This is a genomic window from Arenibacter arenosicollis (assembly GCF_014397245.1).
GTDB lineage: Bacteria > Bacteroidota > Bacteroidia > Flavobacteriales > Flavobacteriaceae > Arenibacter > Arenibacter arenosicollis.
In genome coordinates this window covers 74,185-99,771 of the sequence record NZ_JACLHY010000003.1, presented here as the reverse complement: position 1 = coordinate 99,771, position 25,587 = coordinate 74,185, and the positions used below count along the sequence as shown (strand labels likewise).

The window sequence follows — 25,587 nt, the reverse complement described above, 5'->3', positions numbered from 1 at the left end:
TAAAAACTAATCCATAATAAACTTGGCACCCAATTCAAAAATACTGGCGCTTAAACCGGTTGTTCTTTCGTATTGGTTAAACCTAAAACTAATGCTCTTTAAACCGAATTTCCATACCTTGGATTGGGTGAAAATATCCTTGTAGGTAATGCCTAAACCGTACTGGTTGCTGTTAAAGGCCGATAGGTCATAATCCGAAGTATAGTATTCATAGGATGATAAAGCCGTTTCCTTGGGGTAAAAATAATCAGAGGCTGTTTGGGTGTAATAGCGGTACATGGGAAACACGGCAAACTTCTCCGATATTTTAATGGGAATTTCCAAACTTCCGGTATAAGCGGTAACCCCCCAATCGTCATAATAATATCTAAAGTAGGCGCGTAGGCCCATTTGATCGTTGAGGTAATAGGAAAGCCTTCCTCCAACTGGTAATTTAAATCTGGAAGTGGGCAATAATTCAACATTATCCGCCAACTGAAATTCCTCTATATAAAAATCGTTTCTATCCTGTAAATAGACCCTCTGGTGTGGAGTAGAAAGTAATCCATCCTGAAGAACAAAATCCAGTGACAGCGACGCTTGGAAGCGTTTGGTGATAATCTGGGAAAAATTAAGGGAAAGGGAATAGGAGTTTCTGTTTAAGTCGTTAAACTCATTAAATAATGGAGAGTAGGTACCTGTGCCGGTAATTCGGTTATCGAAAAAACCTTTACGCAGTTCAATGGGGTATTGCGGTTTATAGGTGTCCAAATATACTTGTCCACTTATCCCCAATTCCGTATTTTTTTCGTTCATAAGATGGGTAAAGCCACCTCCGAAACCCAATGAAAAGTAATCGTATTCTGCGGACACCGCAATGTTTCCGCTAAGGAGGTTGTTTCGGTCCTTGGAATTATGGGTAAAAGTTGGGTGAAAATAGGTTAGGGCATCACTTTTGGAGGCCCCCGAAGATGCCACCCACGGACTTGCTGTTTGGTTTCCATCAAATGGATTTACATTGCTTGATGAGGCAGAGGTGTAAGCAGATATTCCGGCGTCCAAAGTCAAAACATTATCTTCCCCTAAGGGGATACTTACGATAATGGTCGGGGTCATATCCGTCAATTTTTCTGTTCCCTCCCCACCGGTTACCGCAGCATTGTCTCCATCCTGGCTATAATAGCTATATAGCAGCTCCACTTCAGGAGTTTCCAAGACTTTTTTAACATATTCCAGATTGTTTCCCTGGGAATATCCTGCCAACGAAATCAACCCAAAAAACAATATAAATCCTAATCTCTTCATTTTTATTTTAATTACATCCACATCCACCACCTGTTTTGCCCCCATTGGCGCCGGCAGCAGCCTCCCGATATATCTGAAAATTAGTTTCAAATCGCTCCAAACTTTTGGAAGACAAGCTCATTTCTTCGTCATTGAGGTACACTTTATCATATTCCCTTACGGCAACGCATGAGGATAGTGATAACATGCCAATAATAAGTATGATCAATTGTCGCATAATGCTATTGGGTTTTGTTGAGTTCAATATTTTTGGAAGTGTGGATGTTGTTCTGGTCGTCTATAATTATACATTCCACCCCTTTTATTTGATTTATCATATTAAGCCCCGTTTCCACTCCTGTTATAAAAACAGAGGTTGCCAGGGCGTCACATAATTCGGCACTAGGAGCAAATATAGTAACACTTAGGATACCAGTGGAAGGGTATCCGGTTCTTGGGTCTATAATATGGCTATATTTTACGTCATTAAAGGTGACGTATTTTTCATAATTACCGGAAGTTGCGACGGCCGCATTATTAACCGGGAACCAAGAGATTATGTTGTCTTTATTAAGAGGGTTGGTAATGCCAACCATCCAGTCCGTGCCATCTGGCTGTTTCCCCCAAGTGGTTAGATCCCCTGAGGCATTTATAATTCCGGACTTTACGCCTTTCGTTTTTAACAAGGTCCTCACCTTATCTGCCGCATATCCTTTTCCAATGGCCCCGAAACCTATTTTCATACCTTCAAATTTTAGAAACACGGTTTGTGCTTTCTTGTCGAGTTCAATGTTTTGGTACCCTATCTTGGCAACAGAATTTTCTATGGCCTCCTTGGTGGGCATCTCGGACATGCTTCCATCGTATTTCCAAACCTTATTAATGGAGGCATAACTAATATCGAAAGCACCATCGGTAATTTTGGAGATGGTGATACACCGTTCTATAAGGTCTATTAATTCTTGATATACCTTAACAGGCGATAAGCCGGCATTATTGTTTATTTCTGAGGTTTGGGAAGAAGCATTCCATGATGAAATCAACTTTTCGATTCGGGTAATTTCTTCAATGGCGATATCTATGTATTGGTTAGCGGTAGCTTCATCCTGGGCAACCACGGTTATATCGAACCTACTTCCCATTAATTTTGTGGTCCGTCTATGTGCCGATTCTTGCGAAAAAATGACACAATGAACCAAAAAGGCAATCGCGATTAAAATTGGGTTTTTCAACCTTCGAACGATTTTAAAAGTGCAATATATTCTTTAACAGATATATTTTTGAATCCAGTTTGGCCTAGAATATTGCCATTTGGATCTAAAATTAGGACCAAAGGGAAATATCCTTTTTTATTATACTTTTCTGCGAGTTGGGCGTTTCTTTTTTTTTGGTCATCTGGTAGCTGATTGGCTTTTTTTCTTGGGAAATCGGCCTTTAGCATGGTCCAGTGGTCCTGGGCGTACTGCTGAAATTCAGAGGTCTGCCAAATGTTTTTATCCAGTTTAATACAAGGGGCGCACCAATCGGAACCTGAAAATACCAACAGCACATTTTGGTGATTTTGTTTTGCCAGGGCAGCAGCAGCTGTCCAATCGCTTTCCCATTTTTGGGCAGTACTGATACCAGTGAATAAAAGAGCCATAATTAATGTCCACTTCTTCATTCCAATATGTTTTAGTGATAAAGGTAGAGTTTTTTGGGCATGTCAAGATATAGTATCTGTACTTAGATATTGTCGGGTATAAGATATTTCCTTACAAACTTTTGTACTGTTTCTGGCCGTAAGTACTGCCACAGCTTTTTTTGGAATTAATTATTTAAACTATGTAGCCAACCGATCCATTGATCTGTCCAAGTGGCCAAATGCGGGTCCTGCAATCCCAAAGCAAATCCGTGACCTCCGGTTGGATAGATATGCATTTCCGCCGCAACCTTATGCTTTATGAGTGCAGTATAAAATAAGAGACTGTTTTCTACAGGAACAGCAGTATCATCCGTGGCGTGCACCAAAAAAGTAGGTGGGGTATCGGCGGTAACCTGCAATTCGTTCGAAAAATGATCTACCATTTTTTGGGAAGGATTTTCGCCAAGTAGGTTTTTTCTGGAGCCACCATGGGTATTTGGCGCCCCCATAGTAATCACGGGATAGGCCAAGGTCATGAAGTCTGGGCGAGCACTCATTTGGTCAATAGCATCCTGTTTGGCATTCACTTCTTCATTATAGTGGGTGCCCAAAGTAGAAGCCAAATGACCACCTGCCGAGAAGCCTATTATTCCAATGTTGTTAGGGTCAATATTCCATTCAGCAGCTTTGGAACGAACCGTCCTAATGGCGCGTTGTGCATCCTGTAGGGGTACTTTGTGTATTTCTGTTTGTGATTTTAAACTGGGTAAACGATATTTTACTACAATGCCTGCAATGCCTTTGGAGTTTAGCAATTTGGCAAAGTCCATTCCCTCCCAATCATAGGCCAATATGCCATAGCCACCTCCAGGAAAAATTAATACAGCCTGTCCTGTCGCTATTTTTTTTGCAGGCAGATATACTTCTATCTGTGGCAGCTGTACCTTAGCTATCCGCACGATGTCCGCACTTACGACTTCCTCTTTTTCGTCTGTTTTAATGGAGTTGGGAATGTTGTTGGGCCAAAGCGGGAGTATAGTGTTTTGAGCGAAAGAGGTCATGGAGAATAAGATGGTAAAAAGGAAAATAAATGATTTCATTATATCTTTAAAATAGGTTGATCAGGCTAAAGATAAAAAATATCGTTGAACAAGAGGGTTTTTTGTTTTCATGGCATACACTGTTCCAAAAAATGGGTACTTATAATAGGTCTTTTGCTGCTTCAGGGTCTAAAATTTTGATGCTTCAGGATTATTGAAAATTGTATATTAATGCATTGTGTTTATGATAAATATTTTAAACAACTGGTAATGAGGGAAATATATTTATATGGTGTTCTGACTCCAGTAAGATAATGGTGTTTTTAAAAAAGGAGACTCGGTCGAAGTGACCCCTGCAGTCATTCCTTGCGATAGCGAGAACCGCAGGTTCACGAATACCCGTAAAATAGAAATATCATGAGCTAAATCACACAAGTAGCTCCGCTACAAGCTTAGGCGTATCAAATCCTATAGGAAAGACAAATATGTGCGCCTTCCCTCCCGAGAGCTATCGGGAGTTGCAAAAGGGCAACTCATTTCGAAGTGACCCCCTCAGTCATTTCGTAACGACCGGTAGGGAGGAGAAACCGAAGGTTCACGAATACCCGTAAAATAGAAATATCATGAGCTAAATCACACAAGTAGCTCCGCTCAGTGCTAATGGGAAGCTAAATTCAATATGAGAACTAAGGATGTGAGACTTCTCAATCGTTGCAAAAGGGCAACTCATTTCGAAGTGACCCCGGTAGCTATTTTGAATGTCCAAGGAAAGGCCAAACCAAAGATTCAGCAGATCTTACTATCTCTATAATTTAGCCTGATTGTTTAAGTTTACCAGACCTAAGTGGGAGATTAGACTATTTTTAATCGATTATGTTCAAAATAATATCCTTGAAGTGATCTAATCAAAGGATTTACCGTATATTAATTGTTAAGGCAGATATTAGAACTCGAAAACCTAAATCCATTCCCTTTTTATGAACTTAAATAATACTGACAAGATACATATATGAAAATCGTAATCCTCTCCCAAAACCCCAAATTATATTCTACCAGTCGTCTTGTTGAGGCGGGCGAAAAAAAAGGCCATGAAATGTTGGTCGTAGATCATGGCAAGTGCGATCTGGTCATAGAAAAGAAGAAGCCTGGACTTATTTATCAAGGGCAAGAAATTACAGGCGTTTCTGGAGTTATACCTAGGATAGGGGCATCTATAACCTTTTATGGTACGGCTGTGGTAAGACAATTTGAAATGATGAAGGTCTTTACCGCGGTTGAGTCGCAGGCACTGGTCCGTTCAAGGGACAAACTGCGAAGCCTACAAATTTTATCGCGTGCCGGTTTGGGACTTCCCAAGACGGTATTCAGTAATTATTCCAGGGATGTGGGAACCATCATAGATAATGCCGGGGGAGCACCGGTGGTCATTAAATTATTGGAGGGTACCCAAGGACTTGGGGTGGTACTGGCGGACAATAGGAATTCTGCAGAATCCATATTGGAAGCTTTTAATGGCCTAAAAGCAAGGGTAATTGTACAGGAATTTATTAAGGAAGCCAAAGGAGCCGATATTCGTGCCTTTGTTATAGATGGGGTAGTAGTAGGGGCCATGAAAAGGCAGGGAAAGGAAGGAGAGTTCAGGTCCAACTTGCACAGGGGTGGTTCGGCCAATATCATAGAGCTGACCGATGAAGAGGAAAATGCGGCCATAAAAGCGGCCAGGGTCATGGGACTGGGAGTGGCCGGGGTAGATATGCTTCAATCCGCTAGGGGTCCATTGATTTTAGAAGTAAATTCGTCCCCCGGTCTGGAAGGTATTGAGGCCGCGACGGGAAAAGATATTGCTGGTCTTATGATAAAATATGTGGAAAGACATGCCGAATAGGAAAAATGTATTATTGGGCGAAACTGTTTTGCCCGGAAAGGGGATGCTGCTAAATCTGGATATCGCAAAATTGCATACCGGGACAAAAATTGAGGTTCCCATTATTGTACAAAGAGGAAAAAATCCAGGACCTGTTTTATTGATAACAGGCGGCATCCATGGGAATGAGATTAACGGAGTTGAGATCATTCGCAAATTGATTTCCAAAAAATATAACAGGCCGGATTGTGGAACGGTCATATGTATCCCTGTGGTCAATATATTCGGTTTTCTAAACCAGGCAAGACAGTTCCCCGATGGGCGAGATCTAAATAGAGTCTTTCCAGGGAGTCCCCGAGGTTCCTTGGCCAGTAGGTTTGCCTATCATCTTATGAAAGAAATTGCCCCTAAAGTGGATTATTGCATCGATTATCACACAGGAGCTGAAAGCCGATTTAATGCGCCGCAGACCAGGATAAATAAAGGCGATGAACAATGTATGGAATTGGCAAAAGTATTTGGTGCACCATTTGTTGTATTGGCAAAAACTAGGGAGAAGTCGTTTCGGGAAGCTTTGGCCAAAATGGGTAAGAAAGTATTGCTTTTTGAAGGGGGAAAATCCTTGGATATAAATAACCAGATTACAAAGATGGGGATTGCAGGAGCGCTTAGGGTAATGGATCATTTGGGAATGAGGAATTTTACCGGAGAGTTAAAGCTAATGGAGCCTAAATCTCCACAACCTGTGACTATTGGGTCATCCCAGTGGGTCAGGGCAAAATATTCTGGCATGTTTCACCCCTCTATTTCTTTAGGGAGTAAAGTATCAAAAGGAGATCTTTTAGGAAATATATCCGATCCCTTTGGCAACTTTGAAAGGAGAGTAAATGCGCAGAGCGATGGATATATCATATGTATCAACCAATCTCCGATCGTAAACCAGGGCGATGCTATTTTTCATATAGCACAGGATTAAACCTAAAAGTCCTTGTTCTGAATCCGGAACTATTGGCTTTTTGTGTCAATTCTTAACGGCGGGGTACAGTTATACTAATCAAAACTAGGAATATTCATAGATTCACCTCCCTTTAGTGCTGATGAATGCGCAACAATCCCTGGTGCCGTATACGCTAGGGCTTCATGAATATTGATTTCTGGGTCACGGTTGTTTACGATTGCATCTATAAACTCATGGGTTATGAAAGAATGCGAACCGTCATGTCCACTACCATGTCTAAGTGCCGTGGGTAGCATATCCGTTTTCCACCATAGCGGCTGATCATATTTTTCTACCCTACTTTTTTTGTTTTTAAAACCTGCATCATCTTTTCCAATTTCGTTGGATGCCCTTACTATTGTGGAATCCCCTCCTCCATGCTCAGACATATAAAAACTCATTTTATCGCCCCTCCATTCTCCCCTTTCAACTTCACGTAGAGCTCCTTTCCAGTTCACTTCTACACGAAAAGGTGTTCCTTTGTTGGTCTTGAAAAAGGCAGTTTCGTTCCAAAAAGGGTTGTTGTATGGATTGTTTTGCAATAATGGACTATCATCCCCCCAACCCATAGCGCTAACCTGTGTTAGCCGTTCCCCTGTTACCGAAATTAAGAACGAAGTACAATGTGTAGGATATAACATAGGCGGCACCCCATGTCTCCAAGTAGCCTTGCCATCCTCAAAATACAGTTCCTCCAGCCCTGGATGATTATATTCGGCTGCGGCACTGAAAACCTTCCCGAAAGTTCCTTCCTTATAAAACTTTTTAACCGAGATGGTAGCCTGTCTGTAAACACTGGTTTCTGCCATCATGTACGTAAGTCCAGTACGATTCACTGCTTCCTTTAATTCATAACATTCTTCCAGTGTCCAAGCGGCTGGTACTGCACATAAAACATGCTTCCCCGCGTTTAGGGTGGCCAAAACATGCTTAGCGTGATCTGGGGCCGGAGTGGCAATAAAAACAGCTTCGACTTTAGGGTCCTGTAGCAATTTTGCCAAGGATTCATAGCTTTTTTTGCAGGAGTATACCTCCATTAGATGGTTGCGGCGATCTGCACGAAGATCACTTACTGCTTCTACGATGCAATTGGGGTGTTCATGAAAATAAAAGCCGGCACCAAACCTTCCTCCAACAATACCTATTCTAACCTTTTTATCTACGGCCGGTATGTTTGCGAAAGCAAAATGAGGGGCTAAGGCCATGGCGCTGCTGCCCAGTAACGCGGTGCCTAAAAACTTTCTTCTATTGGGATTGGCAGTGACTCCATTTTTTATTGCTTTCATAACCTTATATTATTTTTATTTCGTGTGAAAATAGATCAGTTGCCAATTACGTCTTTTACTTATGGGATAATGGGAAGTCTCCAATAATTATGGTGTTTCTGGCCTATCGTAAGGTCCCTTTTGGGCAAATGGCAAATATTAATTAATATCGGCCTCGTCCCAAACCTTTCCGGTCTTTGCATCTATCATTTGAATGGCTACTTTTTCACCGTCAATCTTAACGGACAATACATAAAACATAGCTTCAGGGATATCGGTTTCCGTACCATCGGCAGCGTGGAATTTATAAGGGGCTATGCCTTCACCTTGTTCCTCATCCACTTTTTTACCGTAATAGGCATCGCCTTCAATGGCATCCTTTTCCCTTTTCAGTGAGTAGATGCTGGCACCAGCTCCAGCAGAAATAATGTAATTGGTGCCATTTCTTTTGGTGCGGTAATAAATATGGTCGTGTCCGCTAAAAACAGCAGTGACATTGTATTTGTCAAATAGTTTGGTAGTCTCTGTTTCGGCGCCTTCCACATCGTCATAGGATTTATTGCCCATGGTATAATGCGGACGGTGTTTGTAGACAAAAATGTGTTTTCCTTTTGCTTTCCTTAACTCCCTTTTAAGCCATCTTAATTTTTTGGGATCGTCCTTTATTTTTGGCCAAGGCAAGGCAATAAATTTAGCGTTGCCATAGTTGAAACTGTACATCGCTTTTTTCATCCCGAAGAAATTACTGAAATTCTCTATGCCATCTTCCCCGCCAGATTCCTCATGGTTTCCTACGGTAGGCCACATAGGATATTTTCGCATAAACCAACCCCCATCCTCGTCCAAGGTTTTGTAGTCTATCTTGCCTTGATCACCAGCCCCTCGGTTTACCAGATCGGCAGTGGTAATGCAGAAATCGGGCTGCAACATATCTGCCCTTTTTAAAACGCCAGGAAAATGTTCCGATCCCTTGGAGTCCCCAAACACCAAAAAGTGCATTTGTGTAGGTTTCTTACCTTTTCTGGCCCTTAATTGATCCATTTTTGGCTCAGGGTTATAAGGATTTTCAGATTGTTGGGCATATGCACCAAGCCCAAATAAAAGGACAAAGACGGTAATAAATAGTGATTTCAGATGCTTCATGGTAAAATTTTAATGGATAAAAGGTTCAGCTTTGGTATTTTCATTTAATTCCAAATTAAGATATAATTATTTGATATCCCAATGGTGGAAATATGGCAAATGCAATTGTTAATATTTTGTTAAGGACCAGGATGATCAATGTTTCAAGGGGAATTTTTTAAGATTGGTTACGGCCTAACGTATTTGGACATGGCCTCTTTTAACAAAACTTTATAATCTAGCTGGTCCGTGCTTATTTCTTTATTACCTTCCTGATGTATATTTTCCAGCGGGGTGTTGTTATAAGCGATGCCTGGCGTTTTTCCATTGGAAAATAAATAGTTGTCCTTAACTATATTGGTCGAAGCTCTGTGGAACCTTAGGGGGGATTTGGCAATATTATAGATTAGGTTGTTTTCTACCAATACATCTTTGGTTCCTTCATCTAAAAACATCCCATTACTTTCAGCTCTTCCCGCGTTGACCGAAATATCATGAATATGATTGCCAATCAATTTACTTCCCGGTTGTAAGCCCAGCATATAAATTCCTCCACCGTCACTAAGGGTTTGCATTACATGGTGAATATGATTGTTTTCTATGGTATTGTCCCTACAGGGGGTTACTTCCGGGCTCCACATCCAACCGATGGAAATACCGGTATAGGGCAGGTTGTACACCTTATTGTTTTTCAACATAGTTTCAGCAGTTAATCCGCACCATATACCAACGGCACCATAGAATTGTACTCCGCAATTGGAAATATCGCAGTCCTCCACCGTATTCCCAAGGGCGGCTTGTTGAGGGGCATCTTTCCACCATGGTTCACCAGACACGAGTCGATCCTGACCTTCGCCTATCATAACCCCATTTCCGGAAATATCTTGAAGTCTACAGTTTTTAATAGTGCAATTCCTACTTCCCGTTCCTAACCAGATGCCACTTCCTCCCAAGGAAGAGAATTCACAGTTTTCAAATCGAATATTGGTACCCCAAGTCGTCCGGATAGCGGCTGGCACCACTGCCCATTCTTTATTGCCTTTTTGCGTATCAAAATTACAGGCTTGTATTCCTGCATAGGTTTGGTTAGGGATATTCCATCTACAGTATTGAAAGCTAATCCCTTCAAAGCTAACATTGGAAATTGGGCTCTCTTCACTACCTTCCAAAAGCATTAAGGATTCCGCTAATGGCACCTCGATGGACAGTTGGGAAGGGTTAAGGTTTAGTGGTAATTTAAGGTAAATTTTTGATGCGGAGCTGTCCAAATACCATTCGTTTTCCATATCCAAAAATTCAATATCATTTTCCAGGAAGTATCGTGGATTTGGCTCCCATTGGTCAAGATTAAAAAAGTCCAAGCCCTTGGCACCGATAGAATCGGCCGCAATGATTGAATTGATGTTCTTGTCAATGTTTTTGATAGGAATTCGGGTAATGGACCAATCGTGTAATACGACCAGTTCTACCTCTCCAGCGTTTTTTGGTTGTGGAAAGCCGCCCGTGTGATAAGTAAAGTTGGTTCGTCTATCAGCCCCTACTTCCTTCACCCTAAGATATTCATTGTTGGGATGTCTGGCCCGCACAGCGCGTTTGCCTTTAACGAAAAATTCCCTAAAAATTCCAAGATTCTTGGGAACCTCCGCAACCCAAATGCCATCACCTAAATTAGTCCAATGCTTTAGTTCCACTGCCCCGGATATTGTAGGCCTTGAGCCTTCAACCGCCTTAAATTTCAGGGGAATTCCACTTTTCTTTACGGTTGAATCTATTACTATGGGTTTACTTATGCGGTAGATACCATCATTAAGCCAAACTACAATTTTGGGTAGTTCAGCGGAATCCATGTTTCCCAATATTGCAGTAACCTTATGAAGTGTTTTTATTGGTTTGTCTACCGTCCCTGGGTTGGAATCAGAGCCAGTTGGTGAAACATGGATTTCTATAATTTCCTGTGCCAAGGAAAGGTTGGCCAGCAAAATAAAGACAGCCAAAAAAGGTATTTTAAGACGCGATTTTTTTTTCATATTTCTGGCCGTTTTTGATCTCTCTTTCACATATAATTGGAAGCATCAAAATATTTTACTTACTTAGGGAGAGGTTATTGTTCACTAAGGTTTAAGCCATATTTCTTGCCCTGGATCGGTTTGTATGATCAGTGTGTCGCCATCCCAGGTATGGTTTATTTTATCTCCGATGGAAATTTCTTTTTTCTGAAAGGGGTTCTTAAGCCGAATTTCCCCTCCTTTTTCGGAAACGATTTTTACCCATTTCACGACCCCGGCATCCTTTTGAGCGGAAACCAAAAAGGCACCTTCTGTCCGCAATTTACTAAAGCTTGCATTTTTCCAATCATTGGGAATGGCTGGAAATAGTTGTATCGTTTCGGTGTGACTTTGTATCAGCATTTCTTGAAGTCCTGCGGCATAGGCAAAGTTGCCTTCCAGGGTGAATGGTCTATAAGTGAAATTGGATTTTCCCGTCCCCGATTGGTCGCCGTTGACGTGAAAGCTATTGGGCAGTACAAAAGAGGTGGCAAAATCCTTTAGTGCTTTTGCAGCACCTTCCCCATCATAGGCCCTTGCCTTTAAGTTAGCCAACCAGCTAAAGGAATATCCAACCCATTCGCTAGAGCCAGTGGCGTCCAAATTGGCAATGGTCTTTTCTATAATTTCTTTGTCCTTTGCACCGTTTGCAACATCTATTAATCCAAGTGGATGTATCGCCATTAAATGGGAGAAGTGGCGGTGCGATTCATTAAAAGTCAGGCTAGGGGAAAACATAAGCCCTGTTTCATCCATGGCGTAATCCGGCCACTCTTTAAGGCTGGCATTCCATTTTTCCGCTTCGTCTTTTAACCCTAGCTCCAGGGCCAGTTCTGCCGCATGGGAATAAGTCCATTTAATCAATGCTAGGTCAAAATTGGTCATATCGCCAAACCATGCTTCACGGGAATTATTATGGATTTCAGGGCTGGAACTCAGCGGCAGTTTTCTTTTTCCTTTTTCATCCAAAACCGACAATTCGTTAAAATGAATTGCCACCTCTTTGATCCACGGATATGCCTCATTCTTTAGAAAATCGCGATCCATGGAATAGCGCCAATGTAGATAAAAATGCTGTCCAAGCCAAGCCCCTACGGTAGGTCCAAATGAATATTGGATCCAACCGCCCATAGGGTCTCCCGTTAGAGTGGTAACTCCCGGAACGTTAAGTCCGTTAGTGCCATAGAAATCTTTGGTATACTTTTTAAAAGTTGGTTTGTATTGAGTAAGCCAGTCGATAAACCCTTGTTCCAAATCCAAATGATTTCCCGAATAGGTAGGCCAATAACTTAATTGTGTATTTAGATCATGATGAAAATCACCTTTCCAAGGCGGCAATTTTCCATTATCGGCGGTCCATACACTTTGAAGCGATATTGGTGGCGCCCCTTGTCTGGCGGCCGACCCCAATTTGTACATTTCCATATACCATTGGTTTTGCAAAACAGGATCGGGAACCTTAATCGTAGACTTGTTCCAGAAGGAAATCCACCAAGCTATATGACTTTTCATGGAGGATTCAATTCCTTGTTCAAGCGATTTTGTTACCACCTGCTCAGCAGTTTCTTCAGGTTCTTTCTCCGAGGTTTGGGAGCTAATGCTCCAACTGCCCTGAAAACCTGTAGGTGTAGGTTTCCACTGGGTGTGCACTTGAAATTTAAAGTCGGACCAACCCTTTTGGTCATAAGTTATGTAATGGTCTTTTTGGGTAACCTTACCGCCATCATAATTAAGTCTTCTAAGGTCTTGCCCAGTTACCGGATTATCTGCGCTGGCCTGCTTTACAGAAACATAGGCAGGTGGAATTATGGAGGGGTCTAAATCTCCCGATATATTTTCAAAGGAATACCAGCCTATAGGTTCTGAAGCGTGTACAAAGGTTTTTAGAAGGGCTCCGTTCTTCCATTTTACCTCACAAATTGCCGAATCCAAATTCAGTTTTACCGATTCCACTTCACCCAATCCGCTTACGTCAAATTCCAAGGCTCCTCCAGGAATTTTGGAAGGTGCCGGTAAATTGTCGTAAGGAACGTCATAGCGTTCCTGAACTTTGTTGTACGTATTCTTCTCCCATTGCTCCTTTACCCAATCAAATCCGAAATCCTTAAAATTTAAATTTTCCATGGGGCGCAGGTCCCAAAGATCAGCTCTGTCCAAGGATAATCGCAGTTTTCCGTCTTTTTGCCAAACCAAGGCTCCAACTGTGCCATTTCCTAAAGGAATGGCTTCATCCCAAGTAGTGGCCAATTGATCGAATTTAAGTTTGTATTTGGGAATTCGGTCAAGCTCCACTTTTTTAGGTTCAGAATTGCAACTTGCCATGGTGAGAATTATGGCCAAGATGTACATTGTTTTAGTCGTCATATGTTTTATTTTATTGCTCAATAAATTACAAACCAAGTACTGTCGTTGGCGGGAATTTCCACTTTTAATTCTACGGAATAATCCCTTGCCAATTTATAGCTTATTCTTTTACCTTCCTTCTCCTTAATGCTCACTTCATTGGAGTGGCCGGTGTAATATAGGGGGAGTTTTATGGTTTGGGACAAGGTCTCGTTAGTAGGGTTGAAGAACATTGCGAGTCCCTTTTCGTTTAAATTGGGGTCAACATGCATAACACCGTCAATTTCCCTTCCATTGGCTCTTTTTAAGTGCACAATGGGAGCGTTGAGAATCTGGCGGTATTTTTTGTACCAATCAACCACTTCTATAACGGTCGACTTTGTTTTCTCGGTATCGTACAAACGAGGTCCCCTATAACAGGCCTGAACTCCCATACCATAGTTTTGTACCATATGAGCCTTATAGGCCTCTAAATGGGTGTCCAATGGCTCTATAGTAGCTTCTGCCCCACCACCATGGTATTCTGTTAAGGGAACAAAGGTCCAACTCATACTGGGAAGCCTGTCGTAAGTTCCGTCATACATATTTTGTCTCCCTAGCACCAATTGTCGTTCACGTGGTAAAGACCAGTTCACCTCTCTATAACCAATTCCATTTTTAGTGCTGCCACTAAGATAGTACCAATCTGGGATATTTAGGGAAATTCCTTTTTCGTTGCACCATTTGTAGAAATCGGTAATTCGTTTCCAGGATTTCCATTGGGAATCCTCCAGGCCCTTATGACCTACATGGGATGTGGAGGCACATAATTGACCGGGGTAGGAGCCATCATGTTCCAAGAGATCAAAACCGGTTTTTTCAAAGAAGGTCGTTAATTTTTCAAAATAGTCAATTCCCCACTGGCTATTCAGGCAAGGGGAGCTGCCATGAATTACACCACCTCTTTTCCCCGTTTCCGGATTAATAACATCTACCTCCTCACTGATCCATCTGCTGGATAACAGGGAATACCCACCCAGTTCTATACCCTTGGAATGGGCATAATCTGCCAAGGTCTTAAATTTATTTATATTGCTATCGGACAGGTCCTCCATGTTCAGGCCACTGCCAAAACTAAGAATGACCATTTCATAACCAGTTTCGGCACATTGGTCAATAGCCGCTTTTACCTTGGCATCGTCCGTCGTGGTCAAATGTAAAAATAAGGGATTTTCCGTTGTCCAAGGCGCTATTAAGGAATACATGGCGTTGGTATATAGGCCTTTACGCTGTTTGTCATAACTGTCAAAAGGCATTTCCCAGACTCTAAAGGATTCAAAAGTAGAATCTTTTTCAATGGTTTCATTTGGACCAATAGGAAGTTTGCATTCCAACAAACAGGGAGTTGATAATAAATAACTGGCCTGCGACGTATATCGGGAATCTTTTTCCCAATGAACCACTTTGTTGGCATTTTTCATGGACATGGAATGAAATTCAAAATCGCTTTCCACATGAATGTTTGGCGTCTCCCAGCCTTTTTGTTTTTCTACCGCACTTTCGGCCTCCACCATGGCCAGGATTTCACTTTTAAAATTGTTTAAAACAATGGATTTTGTTCCGCTGTTTTCAATGGTGAACCATTTGCTTATCAAAGGAATGCCATCATAAATCTCATAGTGCACCTTCACTGCTAGGCCTTGAAATTCTGGATGGGCATAGGAAAAGCTTAGGTGTTTTCCTTGTGTTGGACTTTTTGGTTTGGAAGACCATCTTTTGTTTGGCCAGTTTATACGCTCTTGAATTTCATCAATCTTAAAATCGGTAAGTTGAAACGATCCAGCCGGACTCCACATTTGTTCCAACCATTCCTCTTTTAAATAGCCATATTCAATCTGTCCGTCCAGACCACCAACCGTGTATTCCTGTCCGTCTATGGTAAGCATGGCCTCCGGACTAACACCACGGAGCAGTGATTCTCCCGATACCAGATTGGTAAAACCAACCGTGGCACAGTTAGGGGTAAGTCGGAAAGTTCTACTGATCAATCCGTTGGAAATAACAATTTCCTTTCCATTGGCCTGTTGATAGACTTGAGAAGGAAGACTTACCTTTTCAACCAGCCAATCTGTTTTTAGTTCTTCTTTATAAGTGTCTTGGCCAAGGGGTAATTTTTGTATTAATGGTTTAATAGTATTATTAAAATTGGAATCAACCGTTTTTAATTTATTAAGATAATTGGCATCTACCAGTTGTGGTTTAAAGGATGAATAGTGGATGGTTGCATTCGCCCAAACGGCATGATCACCAGAGACACCATCACCGCTATCGTCTACGCTGAGTTCCATAACCTGAATACCACTTAAGTCTAAATCTACTTCAATGGCTTTGCTTCCACCAGTAATTTTTTTGCTTTTCCACAACAATTTTCCATCTCCTTTTATTAGGAATCGAACACTGCCAATGCCCATGTTGTCTTCAGAATTGGCAATACCTACAAATATCTTATCCTCTTCGTGTTGGGTATAGAATAATTTATTGCCATCGCTCAGAGTATTGAATTTTACGTTTTGTGGAAAGTCCTGCTTATCCTGAATACCGATCTGGGTCTTAAATTTTTTACCCTTACCATCCAGGAAAAGAAATAGCTTGCTTCCTGACAAGGTCCCAATGCCATTTTTAAATGATACTCCCCCAATTTGAATAGGGACTCCGGTGATGGACTTGTTTTTTTGGGCAGACCACCATGGTTGATCGGGTTTTTCAATATCCAATTCGGAAACGGAAAGGATACCTGAGGCCGATTGCTGGGAATACAGGGCCATAGAGAATAACAAGAATAGCGGTAAATATATTTTTAAGTATTTCATGGGGTTAGTTGCTAATATTTTGATACTTATTTTGTTTTACCAAGATAACTTGGTTCACAGTCTAAGGCAACCAATGCCCAGACTAATATTGATACTTTTTTTGCTAATTATAATGTGTTATTGATGTTTTAATGTGGTGATGAAAGGTGATTAATTGGTTAATGTGTCCAAAAAAAATGGTTGGCCATACTTGTTGGCCAACCATTGTAATAAATAAACACAAACATTTTTGTCAATAACCTAATTTAGTTACCACCACTACCAATGGCTGGGTTGTTTTTATCCCACCAAAGGCGTTGGGAGTTTAGAACACTGGGTGTTTCATCCCTTGGGCTGGTAAAGCCTTGGTCCGTGTTTGCCTGTAACCATTTGGCAACATTCAAATCACCTGGTTCAGGGGGAGGGATTCTTCGTGGAAAAGGAATTTCAGGGTTATCGGTCTCAGATCTAGCCAACAATGAAGAACCGTATTTTGGATATCCAGTACGCATGGAAAGGATCCAACCCTCTTCCGGAAGGCGGTAAAAATTTAAGAACTGTTGGATGTATACCTTTTCCAAATCATCCGTGTCGTTCAACTGAAGGGCCGGATTGTCCAGATAGTTGGTTATTTCATCTTCAGTAAGCGGTAAATAAGGATACTCTTTATTGGCCACCCTCATAATCAAATCCTGTTTTTCACCATACATATTGTAGGTTCTCAAAGAAGATTCCATTCCTTTTCTGTACCAATCCGCTGCATCTCCTGAGGTATAACCTTTAAGGATAAATTCGGACATCATAAAGCATATTTCTGAATAAGAAATCATTACATCTATATAATTGCCTTGAGGCTCTGGCAAACCTCCATAGCGAAACCTACATTCTTGAATCAGTCTCCTATTGTATTTGGATAACATGGTTGCATTGGACCCAACGGTATTGGGTTGATCTTGGAATTGGTAATAATCGGGAACATTAATATTGGGGTCGTTTCTATAAGCAGGTAAGCCTATATAACGATAGCCCATTATATCCTCGCCATCTGCAGTGGTATACAATACCTCGTTGTCGTTGTCTATATCCACCGCAGGGGAAATAGTAGCTGGATCGGCGAATGTATCAATAGTTTCCTGGGTATATCCATTTGGCTCAAAAAATATTCTTAACCTAGGGTCTAAAGTAGATTTCATGAATTCAACTAGAGGTTCTGCGGACCACATAACACCTTTCCATTCAAAATCGGCTCCTGGAGCACCTCTGTAGGTACCTCCCAAGTCAAAGGTGAATTGATCGTCTTCACTTTCAAACAATCGACCATCGGAAACCACAGAGGTTATTATTTCTTGTGCTTTCGATTCATTTTGACTTAATAAGCGTGTAGCGATTCTTAATTTTACGGCGTTGGCACATTTGATCCATTTGGAGATGTCTCCTTGGTAGGCTATGTCATTGGGAGAAAAATTGTAGCTGCTGGAGATATTTTCGTCCATTTTTTGAATAGCCGAGTTCAATTCATCCAAAAGTTGCATTAGAACAGCTTCCTGTTTGTCATAGTTGGGGTCTAATTTACCTTCCCTACGGCCATCAGCTGCTTCAGAGTATGGAATGTCGCCATATTGGTCAGTAATTCTAAGCGCAAAAAAGGCCTGAAGGATATCAGATGCTGCTACCATTTTTTGATAGAATTTTTGTTCCTCTTCAGATAGTTCGGAAATCTGAAGTCTCATCTCAGTTAAATGGTTCAATATTTTCACATAGAATGTGCCATATTTACTTCCAGGTAGAATGGTGTTGATATCACTATCGTTGGCTCTTCCCTGTACCAAGTACTGGGCCCAGGTCATTTTTTGATGGTTCTCATGATACCATTCGCCACCATTCTTATAGGTAACCATCTCCTTTTGAACATAAGTGAACAAGGTTTCTGGTGGTGGTACCCCTATGTTCGGGTTTGTATTTAATTCAGCAAAATCGTCGTCACAACCGGTAAAGATTACCAGGCCGATTATTATATATAATACTTTTTTCATGTTTGAAATTTTCAAATTTAGAAATTGAGTTTTAACGAAAAAGAAATAGATCTTATGTAGGGCGAAGACTTCTGTTGTAGAGGATTCGCGGCTGCATTACTACTTAGTGTAGGATTTATATTGTCTGGTAAGGAATTATATAGGAATCCTAAATCACGTCCTGTCAATGCCAGAGAAGCACTTTTTACCAGAAGTTTGTCCAAAATTTCCGATGGAACGTCGTAGGAAAGGGTTACTTCCCTTAAACCTACCCAACTGGAGGTGTAAACACCGGTAATTGGAGTTCCTGTACTGGCGGAAGTCCATCTGTATACATATCCAGACCAATGTGTTGGTTCTACCAGACCTTGATCATATGCTTGCTGATATGTTAAGCCGCCAACATCAACGTTGGTTCTATTGTCGGAGGGTCCAGAGGTAACGGTTGTACCATCAGGAAAAACTCCGTTGGGGATATACCCGTCCTCATAGGTTTTTCCAAAAAAGTTTTGCCCTTGTCCTTGGCTTGTCCAAGTAATACCACCCTGGGAAGCGTCCCTATTAGGCAAGGAGCTGTTGAGAACACCTTGGTGCAGACCGTATCTTGCATCTGCTGAATAAATTTCTCCACCAAACTTGGCATCTACGATAGTGCTTAAACGTACCCTTTTATACCTTACAGAGGTGTTCATGCCACCATACCAATCGGCTTGCATATTACCCATAACGTACAGGGAGTCTTTATTCTGTATACCGATAGGGTAGGCCACGGACCATCCATTTCTGTTGGCCAAAACTGGAATATCGTGGTTGGCACTGTTTGCACCATCATAATAATCGTAACCCCTTCTGGTAACAAGGTCACCATAGTTTCCTCCAACATAGGCATATGAAGCTGTAGCAGAGTTGGAGTCATCAGGGTTTCCAAACAATCTAAATTCGTTTATTCCAGGAGCCAATTCAATAATTTTATCTCTGTTATGGGTGTAATTTGCACCTATATCCCAACTAAAATCAGGAGTGTCCACTAGCTTTAAATTTAGGGCTACCTCTACCCCTTCGTTTTGAAGGTTACCGGCATTGATCAATTGATTGTCTATCCCTGATTCGGAAGGAACCTGTAAAGGAATAATTTGATTTTTGGTATTGTCCTTATAATAAGCGACATCCAAACCGATTCTGCTATCCCAAAATCTAAGATCCACACCTGTTTCAAATGAATATTTCTTTTCAGGTTTTAGATTTACGGAGACAGCAGTATTATCTTCAAACCTAAACATGTTTAGGTTGGGGTTTTGGTTAAAATTATCAACTGCAAATCCCGTAGATAACTTGTAGGGATCCGTATCATTACCAACAATGGCATAAGAGGCCCTTAATTTTGCAAAAGAAATAAAATCTGGAAGTTTAAAGGTTTCCGAGCTTACCCAGCCAAGGCTGGCGGATGGGTAAAAATAGGAATTATTGCCTTGTCCATTGGGGTAAACCAAAGCTGAAGACCAGTCATTTCTGGCAGTAGCACTAAAATAAAGGTCTCTTTTGTAGCTTGTGTTAAAAAATGCATAAACGGAATTGATTTTTTTTCTTGGCCCAATACCGCCTCCTGCGTTGAGAGGATCTCTTGAGTTGGCCAAGGCATAAAAATCACGAATTTTAAATCCACTACTGGTGCTGGCATATTGACCTTGTTCCTTAGAAGTCCATAATTCTCCTCCTAACAATAAATCCATTCTAATGTCATCATTGATCTGTTTGTCGAAAAACATTTTGGCAGAAAAACTATGTTGAAATTTTTCGCCATTTGCAAAGGAGTAGGATCCGTTTAGTCTGTCCCTGTTATCCGCAAATGTTTTGCTTTCCTGATTGTAGGTGTATTGGTTGACATTCCCTTCCAGGGTAGCGGAAATATTTTCTGATATCTTATAATTTAGGTTGATATTGGAGATGAACGATCCTTCTGTTCGGGTATTGTCATCTTCAAGTGCATGGGCCCAGATTCTGCTCATTCTAGTATAATTGTAGTTGTTGCCATAAGGATGTGGTACTCCACCATCAACGTCCAAATAATTATTCTTCCATTTGTTTACATCATAGTTCCTTGGGAAACCATCGTGGAACCATGAGGTAAGCCCTCCAGGTTGTAATGGGTTCTTTGCTTTGGAGCGAGTGTAGTGCATTACGGCATTAACAGTCAGTTTGTCTTTGATCAAATCATGTGATCCTTTAAAACTTAAAGAATTCTTGTCAAAATCATTCCTTAACTCCACCCCTGATTCCGAAAAATTGGAAAATGATAGTCTAAAACTGCTTATCTCAGTACCCCCATCGATGGCCACGTTGGTATTTCTAATAAAACCAGTATCAAAAGAGTCCTTGTAATTATTGGGCTGGGCAGACCATGTAGCTCTAGAACCATCATAGTCTATAATTTCCTGGCCATCAAAACGAGGTCCCCAACTGGCGGCATGTTCTTCGTAGGAATCAAAAGCCATGGAAGGTAGGCCAGTGTCTAGGTCATAGGTGAAAAACTGGCTCGTATCATGAGCATCGTCCCGTGTCCTAGTATTGGGTCCGTTGGTTACAAAACTAAAACCTCCAGCGGTAAGACCGGAGCCATACTGATTTTGGAAATCCGGAGAATCATAAACTGTTCTTACCCCAACGGTTTGGTTAACGCTAACCCCAAGACCCTTACGTTTTTTTCCGGATTTTGTGGTAACTATTACTACGCCATTTAGTGCACGTGAACCATAAAGCGCAGAGGCTGCTGCTCCTTTTAATATAGAAAACGATTCGAAATCGTCCGGGTTAAGATTTTTTAATTGGTTACCCCAGTCAGCACCACTGTCACCACTAATGTCATTGTCCAAGATTACTCCGTCCACGACGAAGATAGGTTGAGTATTCTGATCGAAGGTAGAATTACCTCTTACCGTTATTCTGGTTCCACCAAATGTTCCCCCGGAAGTGGTGCTAATTTGCACACCTGCCGTCTTTCCTTGCATTGCGTTTACCGGGTTGATTTGTGCAACTTGGGCAATTTCATCCCCTTGAATTTCAGATACTGCATAGCCAAGGGCTCTTTCCTCTCGTTTAATTCCCAATGCAGTAACCACAACCTCTTCCAATTGACTGGTATCTTCTTGCATGGAAACATCTATGTTGTTGGAAGCACCAATGGTGACCGATTTGGTTTTCATTCCAATGTAAGAGAAAACAAGTATTTCTCCTACCGAGGCATTAATGGTATAATTTCCATCGAAATCGGTTTGAGTACCATTTGTAGTTCCTTGAACTATAATGCTTACTCCAGGAAGTGGAGAGCCGGTTTCATCTGTAATAGTTCCAGAAATAGTCTGTTGTAACTCTTCAAATGGGCCATTGAATAACGGATTTCCGGTCATGGAAATAGATGTAAATGCAAGAAGGATAAGAGGAAACACCTTTACCCAGCTAACACTGTTTTTTTTCTTCCTTTTTAAGTTTTTTAATTTCATTCTTAAGGTTTTGTTAGTTAGTATTGTTCTTTAATTAGATATCCCTTATTACGGAATATCCCTGACCATTTAGTCACAATGGACCAAGATCCGTCCAAAAAAAATTAAATCATTAGGCAATCTTTTTGAATTAGTTTAGTTTAACAATATTCGTCAGTTGGGAATATCTAGGTAGATTATTCCTCTGCGATATTAACATATAATTAACTGTTAGTCGACCTAAAAGGAGTGTTAGGACTATAATACACATAAGAAATAGTCCTAATGAGCATTAGGACGTTGGATGAGCTGGCCTAGCTGGGCCACGCTAAATATCCCATGGGGCACTATTAATATTAAAAGTTAGGCTTTGGGTATTTTACGGCTTTATAGGATAGGAATTACGGGTTAAACTTTGGGCATCAATCGTAATACATTTCCAAAGGAAAACTATGAAGAAGAGCTCATGTCTGTAGCTTAAAGACATACCATTTTTTCATCTAACCCTTCCCAGTTTTTACCCACTTCTTTTATTTGATTTAAATGACCGTAAAGGATTTCACCCGAGGCATCGGTGACCACCTCAAGACATAATACACCCTAGGTGTTCAATATTTTTTCAGCATTAATTGCCAAGAATCGGTTACAAATTGTTGGCCGTGACCATCACATTTTTCAATCCAAATAGGTAAATAAAAATCATTGAACCCCATCTCTTAACCCCATTACTCTTTTACAAACTCCATTCTTCCGAATCTCGTTCAGTTACGACCGCCTCATTTAATAATTTGCCTTGATGCTCAAACCAGCATCCTTTTACCAATCGGCGTTATTGTTTCATTTGTTCTATGAGATATATTCAAAAATTATATCTAAGTATTTACTGCAGAAGGTCTAATTCGCAAATTGGACGCGCAACTTTAATTGAACATTGATATTTTATTGTTTTTTCTTGCTAGGTGCATGATGAGAACAGAGCCATCAAAAAAAATCTCAAAACAATTTTATTCCTAATTAATATTTAAGGGCTTCCTTTGAAACCATAAAATTAAAATATAATCTGAAGGTAATGAGTTTAAATATCCTTACTTCTGCTGTTTCATATTTATTTTTTCTTCTTTGCCCTGTAGTTTAAGTTTCAATTCTACCTTTGGGCTCCCACTTTCAAGCATACAATCCAACTGTATGGATTGCTCCCCTAAATCCAAAATAGGAGGATTGTTGATTATTTTTTTCTTTAAAACTTTCCCTTTGGAGTCGTAGTGGATTAAATTGCCCTCAGCATCCAAAGAAATGGTTTCCCCTTGTTTAATTACCTCAGAAATTTTTAAGTTGACATAATTGACCACATCCAAAGAAAGTTGGCTCACCGCCCCCTCTCCCTGTAAAGAGATAGTAAACATTAGAGGTTGTTTAGCGGCTTCATTTTTAAATTTCCACTTTGCATAAGTTGGCTCTCCCGGCTGTAATTCTACTTTCGTATATTCAAAATTATAGTGTTGGCTAGAGCCAAGGATCCAGTTGTTCCCACCTATATTTCTTAAGCTAAATTCCTTGGTTACATTCCTGAAATCTTTACGTTGCTCTGGAGTGAAGCTACCGCTCAAACGGGCATGTTCCCAATCTCGAATTGTTTCGAGGATTTTGTTGGTCTCCGGATTGGCTTTTAAAGCCTTATAATTAGCCGATAAAGCAAAACCAGCGTTATAACCAGCTCCTTTTGCCAACATCCATTCAATATCCTCCAGGGTTGTTTCAGGTGTTAAGGAAAACCAGCCCAACATATTGGGAAGATAATTGGCTTCCAAAAAAGGTTGAGTACTAAATCTATGCTCAGACTGACTTTCCCTAAACCCACCATACCAAGGTTCTCCCCAATTAATATAATGATTTATATGCCAATAAAAGTGCGTGGTTCTACTAGAACCATTCACTAAGTTGAAGTCCGTTCCTTCAAACACTTTAAGAGCAAAATCGTCCATTCCGTAAACGCCTTGTCCAGCAGCCAATGCTCCTTCATGTCCGTCAAAATCGATATGTGACACCCCTGTTTCATTTAGGAAATCCGTTAAGTTCTGAGCCATTTCTTTTTGCAGTTCCAGATTTGGAAAAAACACTTTATAAGGATGATCCAGAAGCTTTCCTACCTGCGCTCCTTTTTTATGTTCTGATATTGTAGTCCCAAATGCTCCGCGTTCACAGTCGAGCAATTTATAGGGTTCGATATCACTCACTGACCTATACCGGATAAGTTCATCACCTATCTGTACCGTATGCATCCAATTAAATTGCTCGTCCTCAAAATATTTTTTGCTACCAATAGGAATTTCCGTTGTTTCTACATTTAAATTTGCAGTAAGTTCCCCATATCCTGTTTTGGCCAAATCTTTATGAGGTACTGGAGTAATAAAAGGATCATTAGGGGTTATAAAAGTAGTTAAGGTATGCGCCCCTACCCTAATACCTTCGTCCTTGGCTTTTTCTACTAGTTTTTTCATCCCTTTGTTTCCGTTAGGGAACAGCTCCGGTAACAAGTCAAATTTACCCCAATTCTCAAAAGGATGACTATGATATATGGAAGTCATCCCAGCCATTTTCACATATTCCAATAGTTCATCAAAATTACCTTCATCAAACGAAGTGATAAAGTAAGCTTTGCTCCTCAAAGGGTGGGTCTTCACCCATTCCCCATCAATAGTAGGGTGGGGCAAGCCTTCTTCTATCTCCAATCCACCTACAGTGGCCAGTACCTCTTCTGGCGAGCAACCAAAGATTGCAATTTTAGAACCAATGACGGTACTCCCTTTTATGGAAGGAATTGGCATATCTTGATAATGACCTTCCCAAACGTTGGCGGTTCTTTTTAGCGATCTATTTATAGCAAAAGCCTGTAATGCACTCCCGTAGTCCGTTTTGAAAGCAGGTCCTTTACGGCTTGGAACAAAACCTGCGTTTGTCACTGGAACACCGCCTGTTGTCTGAGGATTCAAAGCCTGGATTCCTATGGCAAATTCACTATCTCTTACCACTCCCACAAGCTCTCCAATAGTTTCGTTTATAGTTGTTGGGTATGCCCCCCAAATAATCCCTGAGACTTTATCCATATTTTGACCATCGACCACTTCAAATTTCAAATACGATTCTTTTTCACTATAGGCCATATCCACTTTGATTTCTCCCTCGTAGTAGAGGGTAAAAATACCTTCCTTTATGTCTGTAATCATTCTTTGGGGTAATATTTTTGTGGAATCGGTTAATACCACCGTCAATAAGGGTGAATTTAAACCCTTTGCGAGATATTCCTGATTGTTTCTTGTATCCCTTAAAGAAGTAAGGTTTCCACTTTTATCTATACTCATAGAAAAAGCCTTGGCATTGAGCACGGTATTATTATCTGAATCGCAAGAAATTCCGATAGCTACAATTAATAAAAAACATACAGTCTTTAAATCCAATATGATTCCTTTTAAACCCTTCATAAATTGATTTTTTTAAAGTATCCCAAATTTGCTGTTTAAATCGATATAATTATGTCTTGCAATAAGACCAAAATTAAATCCTGCAAGTAAAAACATCTTTCAATACATGGTGAACCACACCAGTTTTAACAGCCCTTTCAACTTAAAGCAAACTTAAGAGAGTATATGGTTTAAGTCGCCCTAACATATATAAAAGGACAAATTCTGAGTTCATATAAAGCACCATTAA

15 protein-coding genes are annotated in these 25,587 nt (G+C 40.8%); 2 read left to right on the top strand and 13 right to left on the bottom strand.

Annotation, left to right across the window (positions count from 1 at the left end; genetic code table 11):
• Positions 1–6 precede the first annotated feature (6 nt).
• The 5 genes from H4O18_RS04920 to H4O18_RS04900 all read right to left on the bottom strand — a co-directional run bounded on the left by H4O18_RS04920 (position 7) and on the right by H4O18_RS04900 (position 3,987).
• Positions 7–1,284 carry a DUF3570 domain-containing protein gene (locus H4O18_RS04920; RefSeq protein WP_187582011.1) on the bottom strand — a complete coding sequence of 426 codons (1,278 nt, stop codon included), beginning with the start codon at positions 1,282–1,284 and terminating at the stop codon, positions 7–9.
• Positions 1,285–1,291: 7 nt separating this feature from the next.
• A complete protein-coding gene (locus tag H4O18_RS04915) occupies positions 1,292–1,501 on the bottom strand; it encodes a DUF4266 domain-containing protein (RefSeq protein WP_103438930.1) in 210 nt (69 codons plus the stop codon).
• Between the two features lie 4 nt (positions 1,502–1,505).
• The gene (locus tag H4O18_RS04910; protein ID WP_246474006.1) at positions 1,506–2,495 is read right to left on the bottom strand and encodes an FAD:protein FMN transferase; all 990 of its coding nucleotides are present in this window, start codon (positions 2,493–2,495) and stop codon (positions 1,506–1,508) included.
• On the bottom strand, positions 2,492–2,926 hold the full coding sequence (locus tag H4O18_RS04905) for a thioredoxin family protein (protein WP_187582009.1): 435 nt from the start codon (positions 2,924–2,926) through the stop codon (positions 2,492–2,494). Before H4O18_RS04905 ends, H4O18_RS04910 begins: the two co-directional genes overlap by 4 nt.
• A 146-nt stretch (positions 2,927–3,072) precedes the next feature.
• Entirely contained in the window at positions 3,073–3,987 is a 915-nt protein-coding gene (locus H4O18_RS04900) for an alpha/beta hydrolase (RefSeq protein WP_187582007.1), read from the bottom strand.
• A 949-nt stretch (positions 3,988–4,936) separates the two neighbouring features.
• Between H4O18_RS04900 and rimK the strand changes: the two genes are divergently transcribed.
• Both rimK and H4O18_RS04890 read left to right on the top strand, forming a co-directional pair.
• Positions 4,937–5,812 carry a 30S ribosomal protein S6--L-glutamate ligase gene (rimK, locus tag H4O18_RS04895; RefSeq protein ID WP_187582005.1) on the top strand — a complete coding sequence of 292 codons (876 nt, stop codon included), beginning with the start codon at positions 4,937–4,939 and terminating at the stop codon, positions 5,810–5,812.
• Positions 5,802–6,767, top strand: a complete 966-nt coding sequence (locus tag H4O18_RS04890) for a succinylglutamate desuccinylase/aspartoacylase family protein (protein WP_187582003.1) — start codon at positions 5,802–5,804, stop codon at positions 6,765–6,767. Before rimK ends, H4O18_RS04890 begins: the two co-directional genes overlap by 11 nt.
• A 74-nt stretch (positions 6,768–6,841) precedes the next feature.
• On the opposite strand, the gene H4O18_RS04885 is transcribed toward H4O18_RS04890, so the two are convergent.
• From H4O18_RS04885 to H4O18_RS04850, 8 genes are all read right to left on the bottom strand, one after another.
• Entirely contained in the window at positions 6,842–8,074 is a 1,233-nt protein-coding gene (locus tag H4O18_RS04885; protein WP_187582001.1) for a Gfo/Idh/MocA family protein, read from the bottom strand.
• Between the two features lie 138 nt (positions 8,075–8,212).
• A complete protein-coding gene (locus H4O18_RS04880; RefSeq protein WP_187581999.1) occupies positions 8,213–9,196 on the bottom strand; it encodes a metallophosphoesterase family protein in 984 nt (327 codons plus the stop codon).
• A gap of 167 nt (positions 9,197–9,363) precedes the next feature.
• On the bottom strand, positions 9,364–11,202 hold the full coding sequence (locus tag H4O18_RS04875) for a right-handed parallel beta-helix repeat-containing protein (RefSeq protein ID WP_187581997.1): 1,839 nt from the start codon (positions 11,200–11,202) through the stop codon (positions 9,364–9,366).
• Between the two features lie 84 nt (positions 11,203–11,286).
• Complete coding sequence (locus H4O18_RS04870) at positions 11,287–13,584, bottom strand: glycosyl hydrolase family 95 catalytic domain-containing protein (RefSeq protein ID WP_187581995.1); 2,298 nt, start codon at positions 13,582–13,584, stop codon at positions 11,287–11,289.
• Positions 13,585–13,601: 17 nt separating this feature from the next.
• Complete coding sequence (locus H4O18_RS04865; RefSeq protein ID WP_222942341.1) at positions 13,602–16,412, bottom strand: NPCBM/NEW2 domain-containing protein; 2,811 nt, start codon at positions 16,410–16,412, stop codon at positions 13,602–13,604.
• A gap of 245 nt (positions 16,413–16,657) precedes the next feature.
• Positions 16,658–18,424, bottom strand: a complete 1,767-nt coding sequence (locus H4O18_RS04860) for a SusD/RagB family nutrient-binding outer membrane lipoprotein (RefSeq protein WP_187581994.1) — start codon at positions 18,422–18,424, stop codon at positions 16,658–16,660.
• Between the two features lie 17 nt (positions 18,425–18,441).
• Complete coding sequence (locus tag H4O18_RS04855; protein WP_187581993.1) at positions 18,442–21,900, bottom strand: SusC/RagA family TonB-linked outer membrane protein; 3,459 nt, start codon at positions 21,898–21,900, stop codon at positions 18,442–18,444.
• Between the two features lie 1,064 nt (positions 21,901–22,964).
• Positions 22,965–25,358 carry a hypothetical protein gene (locus tag H4O18_RS04850; protein ID WP_187581992.1) on the bottom strand — a complete coding sequence of 798 codons (2,394 nt, stop codon included), beginning with the start codon at positions 25,356–25,358 and terminating at the stop codon, positions 22,965–22,967.
• Between the last annotated feature and the right edge of the window lie 229 nt (positions 25,359–25,587).